Consider the following 24,694-nt stretch of genomic DNA (forward strand, 5'->3'; position numbering starts at 1 on the left):
AAAGCAGAATATCAAACAGATATTTCTTCGTACTTTTTGCCATGCTCAAAGATTAATACCTTAGTATTTTCCACTTCTTCACGAAAATAGGGGTTCTGAAACTTTTTGTATTCAAGGATATCTACTTCCCTTTGAAGCAGGGTTTTAAGTCCCTGCCGGAAATTATACAGATTGTCAAGGTATTCTCTCCCGGAGGAAATTGGTAAAAGCTGATACAGAAAATCAACATCAGAGCTTTCCAGAAATGAATGTTCATCCAGCGCTGATCCAAAAAGCCACAACTTTTCAATCTTATGTTTTTGACATAAGGCTCGAATTGCAGGCAAAATTTCTTGAATTTTCTTCACCATCTTCCTTATAAATTTTCACTAATATACTCAAAAAGTTTCGAATTTATTATACCAACCCCGTCACAAACCCCGCTTATCTGTTGTTTGACCTACTCCCGCTCCTTATCACGCCACACGCAATCCGTCTAAACATTGAACCTCCCGGCCACCAGGGTGTAAAAGGTAACAGATCTTCCATTATTCCCTTCCATTATGCTCCTCAACTACCTCAAAGTCGCGCTGCGCCACGCCCTCAGGCACAAATTGTACACAATACTCAACCTGCTGGGGCTGCTCATTGCTTTTACAGCTTTTGGTTTGATTTTGATCTATCTGGACTACGAGACCGGGTTTGAAAACTTCAACTCCAAAGCCAGCCGGATTTTCAGGATTACACACCGCCAGGTCTTCGACAACGGCAGTGATGTCCATTGGGCACGTACCTATGCCGACTTTATCAACGAACTTCCCCGCCAGATACCGGAAGTAGAAACTTTGATCCGCTTCCAAAACCAGGAGCAGAAATACGTACGCATTGGGCAGGAGAAATTCAAACCCCAACACGCATATCTTACCGACGCCAATGTCTTTGAAGTGTTTGATTTCCCCTTTCTGGCAGGCGACCCCAGGACAGCACTGGCAAATCCACACTCCGTAGTGCTGACAGAATCGCTGGCAAAAGCTTACTTCGGAGCAGTAGATGTTGTAGGAAAATCGCTGAATGTTTGTGGCAATTTTTCCCCGGAGGAAACGCCCCATACCGTTACCGGTGTTATGCGGGATCTTCCGCCCAATACACATATTCCCATCGATATGCTGATTTCTTTTCGGGACTCAACCGAACGATCCTGGTGGGCGTATGTCTATATTCTCCTTAAAAAAGACGCTGAGGTACAAAGCGTAGAAGCAAAACTGCCCGGATTTATTGAAAACACCCAACCGGAGGGAAATCAGGGGCAAATGTTTTTGAATCTTCAACCCATAAAAGACATTCACCTACACTCAGACCTGGCGCGGGAAATCGTACCCAACGGCAATGCCCGCTACGTGCAAATCGTCTCCTTTGCCGGTCTGTTTATCCTGATTATCGCCATCATCAACTACCTTAACCTCAGCAGCGCCCTGGCCATCAGCCGGTCAAGGGAAATCGGCATGCGGCGGATTCTGGGTGCAGGAAACCGAAAACTGGTCTCTCTGGCTCTTGCAGAATCGGTCAGTTATACCCTGCTGGCATCAGGGCTGAGTGTGGGAGTAATCAGGCTGCTGTTTCCCTGGTTTCAGTCTCTCACCAGTGTATCTTTTATGATGAATCCATGGGTAATGGCGGGAGAAATGGCCGGTATTGCGGTGCTCAGCGGACTGGTTGCAGGTATTTATCCGGCCATTGTCCTGCTTACCAACGGAAACATGGAAATGCTCAGATCACGTCTGACCCGCAGCGGCAAAAATAATTTTGATTTGAGACGTGTACTCGTCGCCGTACAATTGGGACTGGCTATCCTACTTTCGGGCAGCGCCATGGTCTCCTGGGCGCAGTTTCAGTACATCCATAAAAAAAACCTGGGCATCACCCGCGAACAGATACTCGCCATACCGGGTGTGCCTGACAAAGTCACAGAGGGGTTTCCACTGTTTCGGGACAAGGTTTCGGTGATCCCTGGTATAGTCAGCGTGGCAGCCTGTATGGAAGTCCCTTCCCGCGAAATCAGGGATACAGGGCCGCTGGTTGTGTTGGGGCGAAATCCACAGGAAGCGCCGGTTTCGGATGTGCAGGTGATCAGCCCGGGGTTTATAGAGACGATGGGACTGGAAATAATCGCCGGTGAGGATCAAACCGGCAGTATACCTTATGGCGAGCCGCCACAGTTTTCTGCCGAATATCTGCCCGAACAGTATCTCGGAGAACGCCCCCGCAACTATATGCTCAACGAAACCGCCATGCGTATGCTGGGATGGCAGGACCCTGACTCTGCCCTGGGGCAGCAGGTCAGCTGGTCTATTGGCAACTTCCAACTGGCAACCGGCCCGGTGACCGCCATTGTAAAAGACTACCATCAGGAGACACTGAAAAACAAAATTGACCCGCTGGTATTTTTATTCGAGCCAATATGGCTGCGCACATTTCTGATCAAAGTGGAGACAGCGAATGTTCAGCAGACCGTTGGCAGAATACAAAATGCCTGGGATGAAATTTACCCCTCCTACCCCATGGAGTATCACTTTCTGGATGAGTTGTATGAAGATTTGTACAAAACAGAGCGCGTGCAACTTCGCCTGCTGGCGGCAGTAAGTGCGATGGCAATATTTATCGCGTTTATGGGGCTTTTCAGCCTGCTGGCCTGGTCGCTTCGCACGCGTATGCGGGAGATTGCTATCCGCCGGGTGATGGGTGCAGGACTGAAGGATATTATTCTGCTGCTGGGCAGAGAGTATCTGTTTATGCTGGCAGCAGGTGCAGCGATTGCCATTCCCCTGAGTTATCACAGCGTTTCAGACTGGCTGACAACATTTGCCTACCACACCGACATTTCGCCGGGACATTATATATGGCCGCTGTTCGCCACTACTGCCTTGCTGGGAATTACGATTTATTTACAGACCCGGAGAGCCACACGGGCTAACCCGGCAGATACTTTGCGTGACGAATAAGGCCGGAGAATCAGATTCCCCGGCCATACAGGATCATCTTACATTTCCCAGCCCTTGCGGTAGGTTCTGCCTACAAATTGATTGGCCTCCTCAAGGTTGGTGATACGCATATTTTCGCCATCCCACAAGAGTTTTTTACGGGCATAAAATTCCATTTTCCCCTTGTCATCTTCTTTTCGGAGCATATAACTCCGAATCGCCAGATTGCCCATCAAAACGGTTTCCGTCATCGGGCCGGCATAGTCAAAAGAAGAAGTCAGGGCTTTATGTTCGGGGCTGTTAAACCCGGCCTTACAGGCGTCCACCCATTTACGGTGATGGCCGTATTCCGGCTCGTCATTGGGTTCTGTTTCGGGTCCAAAATCTGTCGTACCATCATTCATGTACAACTTGGGCATCAGCGGAGAGCTGTCATTGATATTGGTAGAGATAATGCCCTTTTCGCCAATAATCAACACACCGTTTGCACTGTCTTTCCCCCCGATATCACTGTTTGCGGGAATGATATCCGGGTGAGAAGGTCTGATTCCCCCATCGCTCCAGGTCATCTCGATCGGCGATTTGCTCTTATCGGTAGCACCAAAATGCAGGGTAATAAATGAAGCCGCCGGACAACCCTGTGGGTGATAATCAGGCGTCCACATCTGTGAATATACAGAAGCTACGCTGCATTCGGCATCGGTAGGATACTTAAGCCCGAGGGTTCGGAAAGGGATATCAATGAGGTGGCAACCCACATCTCCGAGTGCGCCAGTACCAAAGTCCCACCAGCCTCTCCAGCTAAATGGATGCAGGTCGGGTGTATAGTCCATATAAGGCGCAGGGCCCAGCCAGAGATCCCAGTCCAGCGCCGCAGGCTTTTTGCCAGGGTCAGGGGCAGGCATCGCGCCGCCTTGTGGCCATACGGGACGGTTGGTCCAAATCTGCACTTTGGATATTTTCCCCAGCTTGCCGGAGTCTATCCAGCCCTGCACCATACCCAGCAGCGGATTGGAGCCGCCCTGGTTGCCCATCTGGCTGACAATCTTATGCTTTCTGGCCATTTCTGTCAACATCCTGGCTTCGCGTATATTGTGGGTCAGGGGTTTTTGTACATATACATGGATCCCTCTTTCCATGGCATAGGCTGCAGCAGGGCCATGTACATGATCCGGTGTGGAAATCGTAACCGCATCAATGCCTTTTTCCTTGTCCAGCATTTCCCGGAAATTACTATATCTTTTGGCCTTGGGAAATGACTCTACAGAAGCGGCAGCAGATCCCGAAAAATCGACATCGCACAAAGCGGCCACTTTTTCCCGGCCTTTTACCGAAGCGTTCATGATGTCACTACGACCCTTACCACCTGCACCAATAGCGGCGAGCACCAACTGATCGCTGGGAGCGGTATATCCCGGTCCGCCAAGCACAAATCTGGGTACAATAAAAAAAGATGAGGCGATGGCACCTTTTTTCAGGAAAGACCTGCGAGAGGTGGAAGATTGATTTTTTTGTGGATCTTGCATGTTTCGAGAGTAGTTGTTGTTTTAATTGGTAGTTAGTTTAATGAAAATTCAAGATAGAGAGTGCGTACGAAAATTCCTATCGGCTAATCGTCCATATTCGCCAACAGCCAGGCGCGCCTCGACATCAGATATTCATAAGAAGCGGAAAAATCTTCGGGAAAATCGCCCGGTTTCACCTCTCCGTCTTCGTCATACCTTGACATGGCAATCGTTTCAGGTGATTGATAAAAAGGAGACAGCCCGGTGTACACAGACTGATAGATTTCCTTCATTTTTTGGGGCGAAAAATCATTGAGCACGGCTTTGAGCGCATCTATATACCGGGCCTGAAGCCATTTGTCTGAGGCGATAATCTGATCGATTTGTTCCTCCGCCATATACATATACTTGTTGTGCCAGCCTTTATGGAAAATTGCCAGATCTTTTCGGTGAGGATTTCCCACAAGGATATCGTCATAGTCCCAGGGAATCACCCCAAACCGCACGCCGTCTCTGACAGGTTCGGCGTACAGATACAGCTCATCTGCATAATCGCCATTCATAATAAAAAAATTGAAAGCCAGCCAACGCATATACCCATCCACATCCAGCCATTTATTCCATTCATCATACAAGGCTTTTCCTGTAAATTTTTCCGGTAGTTCATACAGATGGTCGTAAGCGTCGGTAAAGGCTCTTTCGGGTAAATCTGTCTTCTTCGCCATAAACTTCACCTCTTCAATTTTATGACTGTACCCGCGGCGGATGACACAGGGAGAATCCTGCTTTTTCATACACTCATGGGGTTTTTCCACCACCATATATACCCCCTGATTTTCTCCATTAATAAATACTTCTGTATAAGCAAAAAACATAGGAAACAGCCCGATAGATTGCAGGCAGCTATAGGACAAATAGCTCCGGTAATAATATTTGTCCATCGTCATCCCGATCAGGTAAAACTCCTTCATAGCATACTTTTCTTCGCCTTTTCGGAACTTTGCTTTCTTTTCCAGCTTGATGTTCAGGCTTTTTCGATGAAACTCCAGACTACTCTGTCCCCGGATACGGATGGATTCCGGTGATATTTGTTCTCCATTTATCTGCATCCGGGCCTTTCTGGAAAGGTCTTTTTTCTCCCGCAAATCCTGCAATTGCCGTAAACTTTTGGCAGGCATCTCAATGTCAATATGGTTGGCAACCGAATGGTCATTCGCAGAAAGCTCCAGTCTCGGCAAGGTCTGGGAAAACAGACAAAGCGCCCATAATGTCACCAAACACGAAGTAAGTATCATCCTCTTCAACATAGGTAAATATTAAACATTTCTGGTCAAACCTCCTAACCATTGTGAAGATCGCGGCTGAATGTTAATATTACGCAGGTACGATCAACTGTTAATTACGCTTTTATGAAATTATGGAAAAATGACGACGAGCTTTTTGCACTGATGCGGCAGGAGTTGTTTACTGCTGTAGTGGGTGATGTGATGGATAAAGCAGGACTGCTTCATCAGTTTTTGCCGCCGCAAATTCAGCCCCTGCGCGACGATATGGTGACAGCCGGGCGGGCGATGACCGTATTGGAGGCGGATGTGTTTGAGGAAAAATCGGTCGGAAGCAACAATCCCCTTATGCAAAAATCCTTCGGACTGATGCTCGAAGCGCTCGATGACCTGAAGCGAAACGAAGTCTATATATGCACAGGATCTTCCCCCCGCTATGCACTTTGGGGCGAACTGATGAGCACCCGCGCCAAACAGTTGGGAGCCGTGGGCGCAGTAGTCGATGGTTACTCACGCGATACACCGGGCATACTGGCGCTCAATTTTCCTACTTTCAGCTATGGACGGTATGCCCAGGATCAGGGACCGAGAGGGAAAGTAATGGATTTTCGGGTGGGAATAGAAATTCAGGGAGTGAAGATACAACCGGGCGATATCGTCTTTGGCGATCTGGATGGGGTATGTATCATTCCCAGAGAGGCAGAGGAAGAGATGATTCGCCTGGCCATCGAAAAAGCCAGGGGCGAAAAATTGGTAAAAAAAGCTATCGAAGGCGGAATGAGCGCTGTAGATGCATTCCGGGAGTTTGGGATTATGTAAGAGAAGCCGCTATCGTATTTATAGAAAATAGTCATAGATTTGTACTCATATATGCAACCTGCCATCACCAGCACCGCTAACCCCAAAATCAAAAACCTGATATCCCTTCAGAAACCACGGGAAAGGAAAAAGCAGGGTGTTTTCCTCATTGAAGGCAGGAAAGAAATTACCCTGGCGGTAAAGGCAGGTTATTTGCTGGAAAGTGTCTATTACTGCGAACAGCTTATCGCCAGAGACGAAGTGGAAAATCTGCTGAATCTACCGGAGTTGCGGCTGGTCAGTGTTTCGGCAGAAGTCTTTGATAAAATTGCCGTGAGGGAAGGTTCGGGTGGCCTGCTAGCGGTCGCAAGGCTGCGACCGCACTCACTCAGCGACCTGAAGCTGAGCAAATCCCCGCTGGTACTTGTGCTCGAATCGGTAGAAAAACCCGGCAACCTGGGCGCGATTCTCCGCACCGCCGACGCCGCTGGCGTGGATGCGGTCATCATCTGCGACCCGCTCACCGATTTTTACAACCCCAACGTCATCCGATCCAGTGTGGGTTGTGTTTTCACCAATCAGATTGCCTCAGCATCCTCCCAAGCGACCATCGATTGGCTGAAACAACAAAACATCGCCATCTACTGTACCTACCTCAAAGCTTCTTTTACTTACTATAAAACCGATTTTACCATCCCTTCCGCAATTGTTTTGGGTACAGAAGCAACCGGACTTTCCGACATCTGGGTTGAGAACGCGACGGCCAATATTATCATTCCCATGAAAGGCGCGATTGACTCGATGAATGTCTCCACAACTGCCGCAGTCGTTATTTTTGAGGCCGTGAGGCAAAGAGAATTCAAATAGTATAATATTAAGAAATATTATTGTTCTGTTGTTTTTTTTTCTGACTTTAGGCGGCTATTCAGAAATTTCCATCAAACAGATCAATCCCACTAAAATGAAAATCTTTGGGTGTGTTTTCCTCGCCTGTTTCCTCTGGTTTACCCTGCCTGCACAATCAGAAGTGAAAACCATGATCGGGGTGGGTTACAATTACGGAAAAGCGAATCTGGCAGAATATGCTGCATTTCTGGATTATATCAACACGGCAAATCCAGACCTTTCGGAGCCTTTTGTCGCGCCTGATCCTTTCCTCGGACCAGTGGTTTTTATCGGTTATCAGTCCGAACACGCCTGGCTGAATCTTTCCTATTCCAAATACCAAAACACGGAAAAGGCAAATGGGGTAATCGCAGACGTAAACTCAAACAGTGCGCTTTACGGTATCAGAACAGGTTTTTATACCGTTTCAGGGGAGGCGGGTTATATGCTAAATCGATTCCTCGGTATCACTTCTGACCTTGGATATATGTACGCCAATTTCAGAATTAGTGAAATGGGAACCAACCGGTATATCAGAGTAAACAAAACCGGGAGCCTGTATGGCGGGATCATGGCGGTTGTGCAAATTCCACTCGGCTCAAAAGCAGCATTCCAGGTCAAACCTTTTTACCGTCTGCCATTAAAGAAAATAGAAATGCAATCGCTCAACAGTTCGCTTACAGGCATTGGCACCCCTTACCCTGTCGGCGAAACCCGTGTAAAATTGTATGGTCTGCAATTTAACGTCGCCATATTTATCCAATAGTTTTCCATACACATACCTCTGTTTTATGAATATTTTCAGCAAATCACTGTTATCGGGGCTGATTTTTATGGGAGTTTATACCCTTCCGGCCCAACAGCTACATTTTGCCCCATTGGCACAAACAGGCACTTGTCTGAGCGGAGATTGCCAGACGGGTACAGGAAAATATCAGGATGCCAGTGGCAATATGTATGAAGGAGGATTTGAAAACGGGGTATTTAACGGTCGGGGCACGCTGACTCTGGTGTCGGGTGATATTTGCAGTGGGTGGTTTTTAAACGGAATAGAAAACCTTTCGGGAATGATCCGTGAATCTGAAAGCGGAGACACGATTAAAACCGTATTTACAAACCTCCGGATTCCGGACGGAATGGTATCGGTACACCAGGCCAACGGTTTGATTTTCCATGGTAGTTTTAAAACTGACAGTTATAACAGCGGAACCTACCGCTGCGCCAATGGAAACGTATCCAGCATTATGGAATATGTAAAAGTAAGCAAGTCCAACTGGGCCTTACTTTGTGGTTCTTCTGAAAAAGTCATTCGCCCTACCCTGTTTCTGCCCGAAGTGAATGCCGCAGACAGGCAAACACTGGAATCCCAAATCGGAGTTTCTCAGACAGAATTCAAAACGGCAATCCACAATCTCAAAACCGCGACGCAGGCATTGCTGGATATCGTCGATGAAATCAACGATAAAGTGATGGCAGGGCAAACCGATCTGAGCAATTACCAGATCGAGCTTAATAACCGGTCCAATAGTTACAACTCACAGACAGAAATATTCAAGGCAAAGTTTGGCGGCTTATTTGAATCTATCAGCCAGCATCGCGCCAGTTTACACGAAGTTGTGATGGGAGATCGTTGGGAAGAAATCAAAAATCGCTCGCAAGTGTTCCTGGTATTTGTCCAGAAATCAGGCGGACTAAGCCAGAGTGGGTTGGACCAGTTATCGATCCGAAACACCGGATTCAAAGTTCTGAAGGAAAAGTCCGGCTCCGATTTGGATCTACTGGAGCAGGAACTTTCTCTGATGCTGGACAACTTCAGCAACTGATTGTGGTGGTTTATTCCCACTCCCCCTTCTCTACCGACCAGTCCGAACCAAAATACCCGGCCAGCACGGCTTTTCCACCTGTCCAGGTCTTCGCATCCCATATCGCCAGGTCTGGAAGGCCAAACCCAGGGTACAGATACAACATCTGATCGGTAATATGCATGCCTTTATCCGTTGTACCACTGACCACTCCCACCATATTGTTTTCACTACCTTTTATCGGGCGGATAAATATCGTCGCCAGGTCGTCGCCGGTATAGGTTTCTTCTGCCACAATGATTTCCCCCCGCACTACCTGAACCGGACTGTCCTCCAGCAGTTGTTTCCATGCGAGATTGCTCTGTGAATGCCCGTAAATCACGACGTTTCTTCCTGTGTATTTTTCGGAAGAATACAGATTATCCGGTATGACTTCAATGGAGCCATTGCCCTGATACCAGAACGATTCGGCATCGTAACGGGCCTTTTGCATGGCCCATGCATTTTCTGCTGCAGTTCCTGCCGTTCCATACACAAACACCACCCGATGATTAATCACATCGCGGAAATTGGCGTAACGATGAGGGCCTTTCTGAGTAAGAGCAGGCTGTCCGGTTGCCGTCCAGTTTTTTCCGTTGTGGGTAAAGTAATACTGATCCGAGGGAAACGAAAGTCTGAGCGTATCAGTATCGAGCACGATCGTAATGATTCGGTTTACGTTCAGTACATCACCGTCAATGGCCAGGACGGAAACATTTTCGGTTGTACCAACGATTCTGTTCTGACCGGGATCGAGGCGCAGGTGGATTTTACTGAAGGCCAGTTTGTGCCACTGGTCGTAGATCGTCGCCCAGTAGTTGGTGGAAGAAACACCAGGATTTGCTGTAGTAAAATTGATTTCCCTGATTTTATCTTTTCCGGGGCGAATGTGGCGGGCCATGAAGTCAAACATCGGCTGCCAGTCCACGCAATCCGTTCCCTCCTCATCCGAAATATCCCACCAGTGGCCCATACCCGGCTCTTCGTGGTAGACAAAGTCTTTGTGAAACTTTTCCAAAACAGAAACTGCGTAACGCGCCTGTTCGGGTCTTACCACATCATCGGCTCCGCCGTGAAGGATATACACGCCGTTTTGCTTGTAATTGATCGCCATGCTGTCAGTCATGGCCATATTTCGGCTTCGCCTGATCAGGGTGTTTTCCTCCGGCATCTGCTGAGGCACAAAGCTGCTGTAGTAATTGACCAGATTCATATACCCTGCACTGGGAGCGATCACTGCCCAATGGTCGGGAAAGGTAGCCCCCAGGCTCCAGGTACCATGTCCGCCCATCGAATGACCGGTAAGATATACCCGCTGAAGATCGGTTTCGTACAATTTTTTTGCCTCTTCCAGTACGGCGAGCGCATCCATTCTTCCCCAGTCTTCCCAGTTGTAACCGTACGGGCGGCGGTTGGTGGGAGAAACAATATTTACCCACGATTTTGGGTAATAGGAAGCCGCCTGATTCAGGCCTTCGACATTAGCGCCGTGGACAGATAATACCAGCGCTTTCGGGCCTTTGGGGCCATTGGCGGGATTGACGGCAAAGTATTGAACACTTCCATCGACGCTGCTCTGATAGGTGCGTTTGTGGAGTTCCTGCGGAGATCGGTGACGAAGGGTAAGTGTAGTTTCTGTGAGCACTTTCCCACCAGCATCCGTAACTTTGAGCAGAAGCGGGCTGGAATCGTTATGATCTACCGGAAATTTACCCAAAATTTTAAAAGGAATTTTTCGCAAACCCAGCGGGGGGAGGAAACCGATTTCTACTTTTTGCATTTCTGCATCGGGAAGAGAAATTTGGAGTTGGTACCCTTCTGCGGGCTGATTGCGGGCATTACCTACGACAATTGCGCCCAGATAATCGGGTATTTGCCCGATAAGAAGATCAGGTAGCGTGGCGTCTCTGGCATTTAGAAACGCAGGCGCAGCCGATTCGTGGATTTTCAGCTTAAAACGCCCCCGGTTGCAGCGAAACACCAGCAGGTTATTCCCTTTTTTCAGTTCGACAGGAACCATAGAGAAGCCAAAATCAGGTTCCCATGCCTCGAAATTGTCCTTACTCTGGTACTGATTGCCGATGCGAAATTCGCCATTAACCCAGGCCCAGAGATTGCCCATTTCTTCCAGGAGGACGATTTGTGCTTTGGAAGAACGATAAGAAACACAAACATATCCACCCCGCAGTGCAGGTCCGGAAAACCAGCCCTCCCCGTCTGCCTGAATGGTCTGCCAGGCTTTCTTTGAATCTGCCAGATCGATTTCGTCTCCGGGTTTGGGAAGGGAAAACGTACCTTCAGAAAGCGCAGCCAGCACAGGATCTGCATGGATGATTCTCCCGTAGTGATAGCGGGAGGTCTCGACGGACAGCGCCTGAGAAATAACGCCGGGCACAGACTGGGAAAAGAGGGCGGGAAGAACCAGAAAATACGCCAAATAGCTAAACAGAAAGCGATTCATAGGGGCAATTTTTGAAGTAAATAACAATGAGTGATAACCAACAAAAACTTTTTATTCTGTCCAAAGAAAAATGATTTCAAATTGTGAAATTCTGCTGATATTTCGTATACTAATTCCACCAGATACATATATGCGCAACGCTCTGTTACTTGTGTTGTTATCGATATGGGTAGCCCACCTGACAGGACAGGATTCGCCCAGGTCCCGACCCAATATTTTGTTTATCATCACGGATGATCATTCGTGGTTGCACACCTCTATAACGGGTTCAAAGACAGTAAAAACACCTTATATTGATCAGATTGCCAGAGAAGGCATTTTATTTAATCATGGTTATGTCCCTACTCCGTCTTGTACTCCTGCCCGGGCGGCGATACTTACCGGACAGGAAATCTGGAGACTGGAGGAAGGCGCGAGCCTTCATGGGCCGCTGGCGACAAAATTTGCCGTATATCCCGACATACTTGAAAAGGCAGGGTATCATGTGGGTTTTACCGGAAAAGGCTGGGCACCGGGAGAATTTGCGATCGCGGGAAGAGTAAGAAACCCCAGCGGAACCGCCTTTAACAGGCATAAAACGAAGGATATTTCTTCCGCTTTAAGCTCTATTGACTATGCAGCCAACTTTAATGAATTTATCAATACCCGCCAGAGTGGGCAGCCTTTCTGCTTTTGGGTAGGCTTTTTTGAGCCACATCGCCCTTATAAAACTGGTGCAGGACGGGAATCAGGTATGAATGGCAAACTCATGAATTATCCGTCATTTTATCCGGATGTGCCTGAAATCCGCAACGATATGCTCGACTACCTCTATGAGATACAATATGCAGACAACCAGATCGGGCGGATACTCAATTATCTGAAAATCAGCGGCGAACTTGACAATACACTGATTGTGGTCACGGGTGATAATGGCATGCCCTTTCCGAGAGCCAAAGGCACACTATATGATTATGGCGTACGGGTACCATTAGTATTGCGCTGGGGAAATCAGTGTAAAGGGGGTATGGTAGTGGACGATTTTGTCAGCCTTACTGATCTTGCGCCTACTTTCCTTGAAGCTGCAGGCCTACCCCAAAATCCTGATATGACAGGAAAAAGTCTGATTAAGATCATAAATTCCGGACAATCCGGACGCATTGAAGCGGAGCGGGACAGAGTTTTTTTTGGAAGAGAAAGACATGCTATTTGCCGACCGGAGGAGGATGAAAACGACCCGGGTTATCCTGCCCGTGCGATACGCACAGCTGAGTATCTTTACATACGAAACTACGCGCCTTACCGGTGGCCACATGGAGATGCGACTTTTCAATCACCGCAAGGGTTTCTCTTTGGAGACACGGATGCCGGCCCTGCCACAAGTTACCTGATTCAAAACAGAGATCGTCCGGCGGTAAAACCCTATTTTGATCTTTGTTTTGGGAAACGCCCGGCAGAAGAGCTATATGACGTCGTAAAAGATCCTGATCAAATCCATAATCTTGCACAACTACCGGAATATGAAGAAATAAAAAAAGACCTCCGAAACTCTTTGGAAGCATACCAAACCCAAACCAAAGATCCGCGAATGGAGGGGAAAAACCCCTGGGATTACTATCCTTATTATACCAATAATCCCGCCGGCCTTGTCCCCTTCCGGAAAAGCCTTGTCGATCAGCAGGGGGGTATCTATATCACCCACGGCGGCGTATTGGGACAAGCGGCAAGTACCACGATGGACATTTGGGCACGAACTTCTGCACCCGGAGGTTTTTTTGTAAGATATGGATTAGATAAAGACAACCTCACCCTCGGGATCAGCCGCACAACTACTTTGGGAGAAAACGATAATACCGGATGGGTCAGGCTCGAAGGGCTTCAACCCGGCACCTGTTATTTTTATCAGGTTGCTACCGATAATTATCAGGGTACCAAAGGTTCTTTTTTTACGCTTCCTGCGCAGGATACCAAATCTGGGCTTTCTTTTGAATTTGGCCAGGGTTTTTACCCATTGCCGACCCCATGGATTGACCCCGAAATCCCGGCAGCAGTTATTCGGGGCATGAATGATACCGTATATTTTGGTATCAAAACCAAAGGCCCCTCTCAATCTGTTTCCGGCTGGCAACCATTCGAAAAATGGCTGAGAGAAGACCCGCTCAATGCCCGCTATCATAGAAATATTCCCACATTTTTCCCTTCAGGAGAAATCATTTCTCCCCAAAAAACAGGGAATTATAGCCAAAATATCAGCAACTGCCTGTTTTTATTTCCCGACCCCAAACTATTCCGCACAGTCAGCGATATCACAGGAAAAGTTGTTTATGAAGGTATTCCGGAGAAAACACAACAAGCATGGATGTTGAAAGAAATCAATCAGTCCAGATCAAAGTACGTATTCATTGCCTCGCCAAATCTGCTGTTTGACCCCTCACTCACGACTCAAACGGAGGCTTCGGCAGATATGATCAAAGACAGAAAAACGCTTCTGAAAAATCTAAGCAAAACCAAACGCCAGATTATCTTTTTATCCGAAGACGCACAAAAAAGTATGTCACTGAAACTACTCCCCAGAGTATGGGAAATCGCTACCCGGTCAGAGACACAATCGCCCATTACCACGGAAACCCCAATTTTACCAGAAGTTGGAAAAAATCAATTTAATGGATTGAAATACAACGTGTTGTGGACAAGCACAGATAATAGCTACTGCAATACACAGGTAAAGCCTAAAGCAGGCCCGGCCACCGTTGCTTTCAGAAACAGTGTGAATGGCAGGTTGTTGTATTCCTTCAGGTTTTCAGATTAAAGGAAATAACAAACAAACGCATTAAATTAACATTCTGTTCACAATCGTTTTTTTACCAGTGGGGCATCATTCCTGTGGGTTCAGTTTTTGGTCAATTAATAAGAAAGGATTAGTCATATATTTACGTCTTCATTATCCTTTATCAGACAGCCATTAGCCACAAACCAAAACCCAAGCAGACATCGAAAATTATTTCGTTGAATAGGTTTGTATTATTAACCCTGGAAAAAAATGAAAGTGCGCTTTAAGCCAAGCTATGTCCCTGTTTGCAAGGGCCTGTTTTCTTTTAAAAGATCTTTTCTCATTGTTGGTTTATTCCAATTGTTGTTCATTTCACAATTGGCCGCTCAACAAATTACCAATACAAACCTCCAGCAGTTTTCAGTATCGACGACTACGGCCGATAAGCCTCAGTCGAAAGTATGGACCTACAATGGGGATTGGTACTGTGTAATGGCTAACACATCGGGAACCAAGGTATGGAAACTCAATGGCACGTCATGGAGTTCTGTAGTAACCTTAACAACCAGCAACGACCTGCATGCAGATGTGAAGGTTGTGGGCAATCTCGTACATATCCTTCTTTTCGACGATTTGGATGACAACGTTTATATCCAGACGCTGGAATTCAACAACAGCACACAAACTTACCAGCCCTGGTCGGTTAAACCTGCGGCCACGCTGATAGATCTTGGCTCAGGTGGCGGTCGCAAAACAGAAACTGCCACAATGGATATTGACTCACAGGGTAAAATGTGGCTTTGTTATGAGCGCAGTGGTGTTGTCTATGTCCGTTGGAGCAATGCGCCTTACAGCAGCTGGAGCAGTACAATCCAGATTGTCAGCGGAATTCACCAAAGAGACATCGCAGGGATCGTAGCATTTACAGATAACCAGGGAAGTAAAATTGGTGTTGCCTGGTCTGATCATAATACCGAAAGATTTGGCTTCAGATATCACCTTGATACAAACTCACCTACGACCTGGTCTTCCAATGAAATTCCGGGAAATGCCAATGCGCTTAATGTTGGTATCGGTATGGCCGATGACCATATCAATCTCGCCACTACTACGGATGGGAACCTGTATATGGCGGCAAAAACTTCTTATGACCAAAAAGGGTATGCCACGCTGATCCTGCTTAACAGAAAACCCAACCAAACCTGGGGGTATCATGAAGTAGAATTTGATGATCAAGGAACTAAACCTGTTGTTGTCGCCAATGAAGCTGCAAACAAGCTTATCATTGCTTATGCATACCCCAGCAATAACGCAGGGGATATGGTTTATAAAATAGCGTCTCTCGACTCCCTGGACAATTTTGCAGCTGCCAATAGAAATATTATCATTGATCGCGACGGCTCTGTTGTAGATATGGCTTCCAGTATGAAGGATACCTGGTCAGATGAACTGGTTATCATGGGTTACCATCCTACTACCGGAACTGTACGCAGTACTTTGCTTCAAATAGCAAACAATTCTGACAATACGCCTCCTTCCGTTGTCCTGAATCTCGCTTACACTGGTCGCACAACTTCTTCGGTCAGCCTTCAATGGAGTCCTTCCACCGATAATACTGCTGTTACCGGCTACAAAATATACCTGGATGGAAGCCTTCGGGACTCAACCACCGGTACAACTTTTACCGTATCCGGACTTAATCCGGCAACGCCGTATGACTTCCAGGTTACAGCTTTGGATGCCGCAGGCAACCAGTCTGCACTCAGCTCAATTCTTACTGTCAGCACGCTGAATCTTCCCAATGTCGCTCCTGTTGCGGCCCTGTCTTCGGATATCACCAGCGGCATTGTGCCCGTTACTGTGAATTTTGACGCTTCGACCTCTACCGATTCTGATGGAGTCATCACATCCTATATCTGGAATTTTGGCGATGGCAATTCTGCAAGCGGTGTAACCGCCAGTCATACTTATACAACTTCCGGCAATTATCATGTTGTGCTGACCGTTACCGACGACAGCAGCGCGACCGATACCGCCAGCATCAATATTTCCGCAACACCTAAAGTTGCACAGACCATTACTTTCGGCCCCCTGGCAAATAAGCAAACGGCTGACGCTGCATTTGTAGTAAGTGCAACCGCTTCTTCCGGGCTGCCAGTCAGTTTCAGTGTGGTTTCCGGTCCGGCGACCATGAGCGGAAACTCCGTTACCCTCACCGGCGTTACCGGAACCGTTGTTATCCGTGCCAGCCAGGCAGGAAATGGAACATATGCCTCGGCTACAGATGTTGATCAAAGTTTTGATGTACTGGATAATACTTCACCCGCTGTTGTGGTAAACCTCACATCCACTGGTCGTACAATTTCTTCTGTCAGCCTTCAGTGGAATCCGTCCACCGATAATACTGCTGTTACCGGCTACAAAATATACCTGGATGGAAGCCTTCGGGACTCAACCACCGGTACAACTTTTACCGTATCCGGACTTAATCCGGCAACGCCGTATGACTTCCAGGTTACAGCTTTGGATGCCGCAGGCAACCAGTCTGCACTCAGCTCAATTCTTACTGTCAGCACGCTGAATCTTCCCAATGTCGCTCCTGTTGCGGCCCTGTCTTCGGATATCACCAGCGGCATTGTGCCCGTTACTGTGAATTTTGACGCTTCGACCTCTACCGATTCTGATGGAGTCATCACATCCTATATCTGGAATTTTGGCGATGGCAATTCTGCAAGCGGTGTAACCGCCAGTCATACTTATACAACTTCCGGCAATTATCATGTTGTGCTGACCGTTACCGACGACAGCAGCGCGACCGATACCGCCAGCATCGCCATTTCTGTTTTGGAGAAAACTGCGCAGTCCATCACTTTTGATCCTCTCGCAGCCAAAATCAGCAATGACGATCCGTTTACCGTAGCGGCTTCTGCTTCTTCCGGACTGCCAGTCAGCTTCAGCGTAGTTTCTGGTCCGGCGACCATAAGCGGTGATACCGTTTCCCTCACCGGCGTGGCTGGAACTGTGGTCATCCGCGCCAGCCAGGCGGGAGATGCCACTTTTGCACCCGCTGCTGATGTCGATCAGAGTTTTGTGGTTACAGAATATGTGCCCCCGGTTTTTAATGTCGCTCCTGTTGCGGCCCTGTCTTCCGATATCACCAGCGGCATTGTGCCCGTTACCGTGAATTTCGACGCTTCGACCTCTACCGATTCTGATGGACTCATCGCGGCTTACAGCTGGGACTTCGGGGATGGCAATTCTGCCACCGGCATAACCGCCAGCCATACTTATACAACTTCGGGCAATTATCTCGTCGTGCTGACCGTTACCGACGACAGCAGCGCGACCGATACCGCCAGCATCGCCATTTCTGTTTTGGAGAAAACTGCGCAGTCCATCACTTTTGATCCTCTCGCAGCCAAAATCAGCAATGACGATCCGTTTACCGTAGCGGCTTCCGCTTCTTCCGGACTGCCAGTCAGCTTCAGCGTAGTTTCTGGTCCGGCTACCATAAGCGGTGATACCGTTTCCCTCACCGGCGTGGCTGGAACTGTGGTCATCCGCGCCAGCCAGGCGGGAGATGCCACTTTTGCACCCGCTGCCGATGTCGATCAGAGTTTTGTGGTTACAGAATATGTGCCCCCGGTTTTTAATGTCGCTCCTGTTGCGGCCCTGTCTTCCGATATCACCAGCGGCATTGTGCCCGTTACCGTGAATTTTGATGCTTCGACCTCTACCGATTCTGATGGACTCATCGCGGCTTACAGCTGGGACTTCGGGGATGGCAATTCTGCCACCGGCGTAACCGCCAGTCATACTTATACAACTTCCGGCAATTATCTCGTCGTGCTGACCGTTACCGACGACAGCAGCGCAACCGATACCGCCAGCATCGCCATTTCTGTTTTGGAGAAAACTGCGCAGTCCATCACTTTTGATCCTCTCGCAGCCAAAATCAGCAATGACGATCCGTTTACCGTAGCGGCTTTCGCTTCTTCCGGACTGCCAGTCAGCTTCAGCGTAGTTTCTGGTCCTGCGACCATGAGCGGTGATACCGTTTCCCTCACCGGCGTGGCTGGAACTGTGGTCATCCGCGCCAGCCAGGCGGGAGATGCCACTTTTGCACCCGCTGCCGATGTCAATCAGAGTTTTGTGGTTACAGAATATGTACCCCCGGTTTTTAATGTCGCTCCTGTTGCGGCCCTGTCTTCTGATATCACCAGCGGCATTGTGCCCGTTACTGTGAATTTTGACGCTTCGGCTTCTACCGATTCTGATGGAGTCATCGCGGCTTACAGCTGGGACTTCGGAGATGGCAATTCTGCCACAGGCATAACCGCCAGTCATACTTATACAACTTCCGGCAATTATCTCGTCGTGCTGACCGTTACCGACGACAGCAGCGCAACGGATACCGCCAGTATCGCCATTTCTGTTTTGGAGAAAACTGCGCAGTCCATCACTTTTGATCCTCTCGCAGCCAAAATCAGCAATGACGATCCGTTTACCGTAGCGGCTTCCGCTTCTTCCGGACTGCCAGTCAGCTTCAGCGTAGTTTCTGGTCCGGCTACCATAAGCGGTGATACCGTTTCCCTCACCGGCGTGGCTGGAACTGTGGTCATCCGCGCCAGCCAGGCGGGAGATGCCACTTTTGCACCCGCTGCCGATGTCGATCAGAGTTTTGTGGTTACAGAATATGTACCCCCGGTTTTTAATGTCGCTCCTGTTGCGGCCCTGTCTTCGGATATCACCAGCGGCATTGTGCCCGTTACTGTGAATTTTGACGCTTCGACCTCTACCGATTCTGATGGAGTCATCGCGGCCTACAGCTGGGACTTCGGAGATGGCAATTCTGCCACCGGCGTAACCGCCAGTCATACTTATACAACTTCGGGCAATTATCTCGTCGTGCTGACCGTTACCGACGACAGCAGCGCAACCGATACCGCCAGCATCACCATTTCTGTTTTGGAGAAAACTGCGCAGTCCATCACTTTTGATCCTCTCGCAGCCAAAATCAGCAATGACGATCCGTTTACCGTAGCGGCTTCCGCTTCTTCCGGACTGCCAGTCAGCTTCAGCGTAGTTTCTGGTCCGGCTACCATAAGCGGTGATACCGTTTCCCTCACCGGCGTGGCTGGAACTGTGGTCATCCGCGCCAGCCAGGCGGGAGATGCCACTTTTGCACCCGCTGCCGATGTCGATCAGAGTTTTGTGGTTACAGAATATGTACCCCCGGTTTTTAATGTCGCTCCTGTTGCGGCCCTGTCTTCTGATATCACCAGCGGCATTGTGCCCGTTACTGTGAATTTTGACGCTTCGCCCTCTACCGATTCTGATGGAGTCATCACATCCTATATCTGGAATTTTGGCGATGGCAATTCTGCAAGCGGTGTAACCGCCAGCCATACTTATACAACTTCGGGCAATTATCATGTCGTGCTGACCGTTACCGACGACAGCAGCGCGACCGATACCGCCAGCATCGTCATTTCTGTTTTGGAGAAAACTGCGCAGTCCATCACTTTTGATCCTCTCGCAGCCAAAATCAGCAATGACGATCCGTTTACCGTAGCGGCTTCCGCTTCTTCCGGACTGCCAGTCAGCTTCAGCGTGGTTTCTGGTCCGGCTACCATAAGCGGTGATACCGTTTCCCTCACCGGCGTGGCTGGAACTGTGGTCATCCGCGCCAGCCAGGCGGGGGATGCAACTTTTGCACCCGCTGCTGATGTCGATCAGAGTTTTGTGGTTACAGAATATGTGCCCCCGGTTCCGAATGTAGCACCGACAGCTGCTTTGGCCTCAGATATTGCTGGTGGAATAGCTCCCATTACCGTTAATTTTGATGGCTCGGCTTCTTTTGATACAGACGGTGTAGTTGTCAGCTATTCATGGGACTTTGGAGATGGCAATGTTGCTACCGGCTCAACCGCCAGCCATAGCTATACCAACGCAGGCAACTATCTTGTAGTCCTTACTGTAACCGATGACAGTAGTGCAACAGATACTGATAGTATCACAATTGTAACAACCAATAAGCAAACGCAAACCATTACTTTTGCTCCATTGGCAGACAAACAAACTACAGACGGAGCATTTACAGTGAATGCGGCAGCGACTTCAGGACTTGCCGTTAGCTTTAGTGTAGTGTCAGGTCCTGCTACAATCATCGGGAATACAGTTACACTAACAGGAACTGCAGGAACCGTAACACTCCGTGCGAGCCAGGGCGGGGACGCAACTTATTTCCCTGCGGCAGATGTTGACCAGAGTTTTGATGTATTAGCACCCTCCGGTCCTACGGTAGTGATGGTTCAGATAAGTAATTCATCTGATGATGCCGAACAAAGATATTCTACAACGAAAGTAGATATCATCAGTCCTGATCTGGAATTAGGTTTTGAAGGTCCCAACGCGCAGCTGAATGGCATAAGATTCAGCGGCCTCAACATTCCTCAGGGCAGCACAATTCTCAATGCTTATGTTCAGTTCACCGTGGATGAGGTAAAGAAGGGAGCAATCAGTTTAAATATCAAAGGAGAAGCGAGCGATGATTCATCTCCCTTCCAGTCAACAAACCTCAATGTAAGTAACCGTCCAACAACTTCGGCAAATGTACCCTGGGCACCTGTAAACTGGACTGTTATAGGCGAGCAAGGCGTTGACCAAAGAACCCCCGATATCAGCACAATCGTACAGGAGATAGTCAACCGTCCAGGTTGGACTACCAGCAGTGCATTGTCCATTTTGATTGATGGCACAGGGACCCGTACGGCGGTATCCTATGATGGAGCGGTTACCAATGAAGCGCCAATTTTATATGTGGAATATCAGCCATCGAACGGAGCTTCAGCAAGAAAAGCCGCATTACAGGAAACACTTAGCCCAACGCAGGAACTGGTGCTTTACCCCAATCCATTTCAGGATGAGTTTTTCATCAAAGCTGAAATAGACGGAGTTGAATATATCAGTATATCGATTATCAATTCCCTTGGGCAGATCGTACATGAGGAAAATAACCTCTCTGTACGCAAACCGGTAAGAGTACAGCCGCACCTTACGGAAGGCATTTACTCTGTCATCATCAAAACTAGCAACGGTCAGGTAAGGAGTATTCTGAGTGTAAAAAACTAGCAGGGTCTTCACAAAAAACAAACCCGATCAAACACGGCGAACTGGTATTTTCCCAAATTTATCTTATCTTTACAGTTGTAGCTCCTCTTTTCATTAATCTGCGTGCCAGACCCAAACATGCCCTCCATCAATAATATTTTATTATTGAGCAGATGTTTGTTGATTAATTTTTAATGAAATGAAACCCATTTACCCAACTTTGCGAGTTCCGGATCGCAGTTCTTTACAAAGATTTTTTGTATTCTGCTGCCTCATCCAGCTATCTTTTTTCTCAAAACTATCCGCACAACAAATTACCAACACCACGCTCCAACAGTTTTCCGTTTCTACAAGTACGGCTGACAAACCGCAGTCAAAAACCTGGAATTACAACGGGAGTTGGTATTGTGTAATGGCAAATTCGTCAGGTACCCGAGTATGGAAGCTCAACGGCACTGTCTGGTCTTCCGTATTTACTCTTACCAGCAGCAATAACCTTTTCGCAGATGTGAAAATTGTGGGAAATCTCGCCCATATTCTTCTGTTTGAAGATGTGAATGATAACGTATTGATACAGACTTTGCAGTATAATACAAGTACTCAAACTTATCAGGCATGGTCAGCAAATCCTAATTCGACTACCATCAACCTGGGGTCAGGTGGTGGAAGGAAGACCGAGACGGCCTCTATGGACATCGATTCTCAGGGAAAAATGTGGATGTGTTATGAAAGAAACGGAATAGTCAACGTACGCTGGAGCAATTCCCCCTACAATAGCTGGAGTAGCGATATCCAGATTGTCAGCGGACTTGATCAGCGAGACATTGCCGCAATATCTACATTCTCCGATGCACAGGGTAGCAAAATTGGGGTAGCCTGGTCAAACCATAACGCCAAACGTTTTGGGTTTAAATATCACCTTGATACGAATGCGGCCACTACCTGGTCGTCTGATGAAGTACCCGGAAATGCCAATGCATTAAATGTTGGGATTGGAATGGCTGATGATCATATCAACCTGGCATCTACATCAAATGGCCACCTTTTTATGGCAGCCAAAACCTCATATGACCAAAATGGATATCCTACCCTTATCCTACTGGAAAGAAAGCCCAACCAAAGCTGGAGTTATTACGAGGTAGAATTTAATGACAAAGGTACAAAGCCTATTATTGTAGCAAATGAAGCTGCCAACAAACTGGTTTATGCGTACTGCTACCCAGACAACAAAGCCGGCGATCTGGTTTATAAAGTTGCGGATTTGAATTCTCCCGGAGACTTTGCAACTGCAAACCGAACCATCTTGTTAAGTCGGGATGGTTCAACCGTAGATATGGCCTCCAGTACAAAAGATCTCTGGACCAATGACCTGGTAATCCTCGCCTATCATGCAAGTTCTGGCACAGTCCGGAGCTCCCGCCTGGCTATGTCCAGCCAGGACAATATTCCGCCCTCTGTTCCGGCCAACCTCTCTTCTACAGCCCGCACCTTCGAATCCATTGACATTCAGTGGAGTGCGTCTACAGACAATGTTGGAGTAGCCGGATACAGAGTATATCTAAACGGCAGCCTTCACGGCACAACATCCAATACCAACTTTTCTTTTTCGGGTTTGGATGATACCACCAGCTACAACTTCCAGGTAGCCGCATTCGATGCTACAGGAAATACTTCTGCGCTGAGTGCTGTATTCACAGAGAGCACACTGAGCATTCCGCCACAAGTAATTCTCAATATTCCCCCTACGGCAGCTTTAGGCTCTGATATTTCGGGCGGTGTTGCACCCATAACTGTTAATTTTGATGGCTCAGCATCTTTTGATACTGATGGAACCATTGTAAGTTATGGATGGGCTTTCGGTGATGGAAACACCGCTACGGGTCCTACGGTCAGCCATACATACCCTACTCCAGGTAATTATGTTGTAGTACTTACCGTCACAGACGACAGCAATGCTACTGATACAGAAAGCATTACAATCGCTGCTACGAATAAGCTTTCCCAGACCATTACCTTTGCTCCGTTGGCAAACAAACAAACCACTGACGGACCATTTACTGTGAGTGCCACCGCTTCTTCAGGACTTCCCGTCAGCTTTAGCCTGATTTCTGGCCCTGCAACCCTGAACGGTAATACCATAACTCTGACCGGCACTGACGGTACGGTGATCATTCGTGCCAGCCAGGGAGGCGATGCAACGTACCAGCCCGCTGCAAATGTTGACCAGAGCTTTGACGTACTGGTTCCCGGCTCAACCGTCTCTGTTATGGCCCAAATCAATGCATCTTCCGACGATGTGGAAGAAAGAATTTCCAATGGAAAGATGGACGTTACCAGTTCTGACCTTGAATTAGGATTTGAAGGAACAAACGCCCAGCTGACCGCGATGCGTTTTACAGGACTCAATATCCCGCAGGGAAGCATCATTTTGAATGCTTATATTCAGTTTACGGTAGACGAAGTAAAAACTGGCGCTACCAGCCTGACAATACACGGAGAAGCCAGTGACAATGTAGCAGTATATCCTTCTTCTAACTTTAGCGCTACCAATCGTCCCAAAACTTCGGCAAACACATCCTGGGTTCCTGCCCCATGGAATACAGTCGGCGAGCAAGGTCCGGATCAACAGACACCTGATATCAGCGCTATTATACAGGAAATTGTCAGCAGGCCCGGTTGGACAATCAGTAGTGCGCTGGGCATAATGATAGATGGAACCGGCACACGCACAGCCGAATCTTATGATGGCTCTACGACTGGCGCACCAAAATTATTTGTTGAATATCAGCCAGCCTCAGCACCGGCAAGAACTGCAGGTTTCCCGGGCCTGACTGTAGGGCAAGATATCGAACTTTTCCCCAATCCATTTCAGGAGGAGTTTTTCCTGAAAACTGAAATCGCAGGGGCAGAATGGATCGATGTTACAATCTTTAACTCGATTGGGCAGGTTGTACATGTAGAAAACCGAGTATCAACTACTAAACCAGCAAGAATTCGTCCCGAACTTACAGCAGGCATATACACTGTAATTATCCGCACCGACAACGGACAGATCAGACGTCTGCTGAGTGTAAAAAATTGATTCCCCCTTCTTATTAAGTC

The 24,694-nt window shown here is 48.1% G+C and carries 12 protein-coding genes; 8 read left to right on the forward strand and 4 right to left on the reverse strand.

The features are described 5' to 3' along the window. Positions 1 to 11: 11 nt before the first annotated feature. A complete protein-coding gene (locus R3D00_24810; protein ID MEZ4776420.1) occupies positions 12 to 326 on the reverse strand; it encodes a nucleotidyltransferase domain-containing protein in 315 nt (104 codons plus the stop codon). A 216-nt stretch (positions 327 to 542) separates the two neighbouring features. Between R3D00_24810 and R3D00_24815 the strand changes: the two genes are divergently transcribed. Continuing rightward, entirely contained in the window at positions 543 to 2,978 is a 2,436-nt protein-coding gene (locus R3D00_24815) for an FtsX-like permease family protein (GenBank protein ID MEZ4776421.1), read from the forward strand. A 38-nt stretch (positions 2,979 to 3,016) separates the two neighbouring features. Here R3D00_24815 and R3D00_24820 read toward each other — a convergent pair whose 3' ends face one another. After that, positions 3,017 to 4,483, reverse strand: coding sequence for a Gfo/Idh/MocA family oxidoreductase (locus tag R3D00_24820; protein MEZ4776422.1), 1,467 nt, complete (start codon positions 4,481 to 4,483; stop codon positions 3,017 to 3,019). Between the two features lie 83 nt (positions 4,484 to 4,566). Continuing rightward, on the reverse strand, positions 4,567 to 5,769 hold the full coding sequence (locus tag R3D00_24825; protein MEZ4776423.1) for a CotH kinase family protein: 1,203 nt from the start codon (positions 5,767 to 5,769) through the stop codon (positions 4,567 to 4,569). Positions 5,770 to 5,871: 102 nt separating this feature from the next. Here R3D00_24825 and R3D00_24830 point away from each other — a divergent pair, with 102 nt between their 5' ends. From R3D00_24830 to R3D00_24845, 4 genes are all read left to right on the forward strand, one after another. After that, complete coding sequence (locus tag R3D00_24830; GenBank protein MEZ4776424.1) at positions 5,872 to 6,564, forward strand: RraA family protein; 693 nt, start codon at positions 5,872 to 5,874, stop codon at positions 6,562 to 6,564. A gap of 51 nt (positions 6,565 to 6,615) precedes the next feature. Continuing rightward, entirely contained in the window at positions 6,616 to 7,410 is a 795-nt protein-coding gene (locus R3D00_24835) for an RNA methyltransferase (GenBank protein MEZ4776425.1), read from the forward strand. 94 nt (positions 7,411 to 7,504) lie between these two features. Then, positions 7,505 to 8,194 carry a hypothetical protein gene (locus tag R3D00_24840; protein MEZ4776426.1) on the forward strand — a complete coding sequence of 230 codons (690 nt, stop codon included), beginning with the start codon at positions 7,505 to 7,507 and terminating at the stop codon, positions 8,192 to 8,194. Positions 8,195 to 8,219: 25 nt separating this feature from the next. Continuing rightward, a complete protein-coding gene (locus tag R3D00_24845) occupies positions 8,220 to 9,251 on the forward strand; it encodes a hypothetical protein (protein ID MEZ4776427.1) in 1,032 nt (343 codons plus the stop codon). Positions 9,252 to 9,261: 10 nt separating this feature from the next. Here the strand turns inward: R3D00_24845 and R3D00_24850 are convergent, their stop codons facing one another. Beyond that, positions 9,262 to 11,730, reverse strand: coding sequence for a prolyl oligopeptidase family serine peptidase (locus R3D00_24850; protein ID MEZ4776428.1), 2,469 nt, complete (start codon positions 11,728 to 11,730; stop codon positions 9,262 to 9,264). 130 nt (positions 11,731 to 11,860) lie between these two features. On the opposite strand from R3D00_24850, the gene R3D00_24855 reads away from it, so the two are divergent. The 3 genes from R3D00_24855 to R3D00_24865 all read left to right on the forward strand — a co-directional run bounded on the left by R3D00_24855 (position 11,861) and on the right by R3D00_24865 (position 24,674). Beyond that, on the forward strand, positions 11,861 to 14,518 hold the full coding sequence (locus tag R3D00_24855) for a sulfatase-like hydrolase/transferase (protein ID MEZ4776429.1): 2,658 nt from the start codon (positions 11,861 to 11,863) through the stop codon (positions 14,516 to 14,518). 339 nt (positions 14,519 to 14,857) lie between these two features. Next, on the forward strand, positions 14,858 to 21,613 hold the full coding sequence (locus tag R3D00_24860; GenBank protein MEZ4776430.1) for a PKD domain-containing protein: 6,756 nt from the start codon (positions 14,858 to 14,860) through the stop codon (positions 21,611 to 21,613). Between the two features lie 178 nt (positions 21,614 to 21,791). Further along, positions 21,792 to 24,674 (forward strand): PKD domain-containing protein, encoded by a 2,883-nt coding sequence (locus tag R3D00_24865; protein MEZ4776431.1) that lies wholly within the window; start codon positions 21,792 to 21,794, stop codon positions 24,672 to 24,674. Positions 24,675 to 24,694 lie beyond the last annotated feature (20 nt).

The organism is Bacteroidia bacterium, from assembly GCA_041391665.1.
Taxonomy (GTDB): Bacteria; Bacteroidota; Bacteroidia; order J057; family J057; genus JAGQVA01.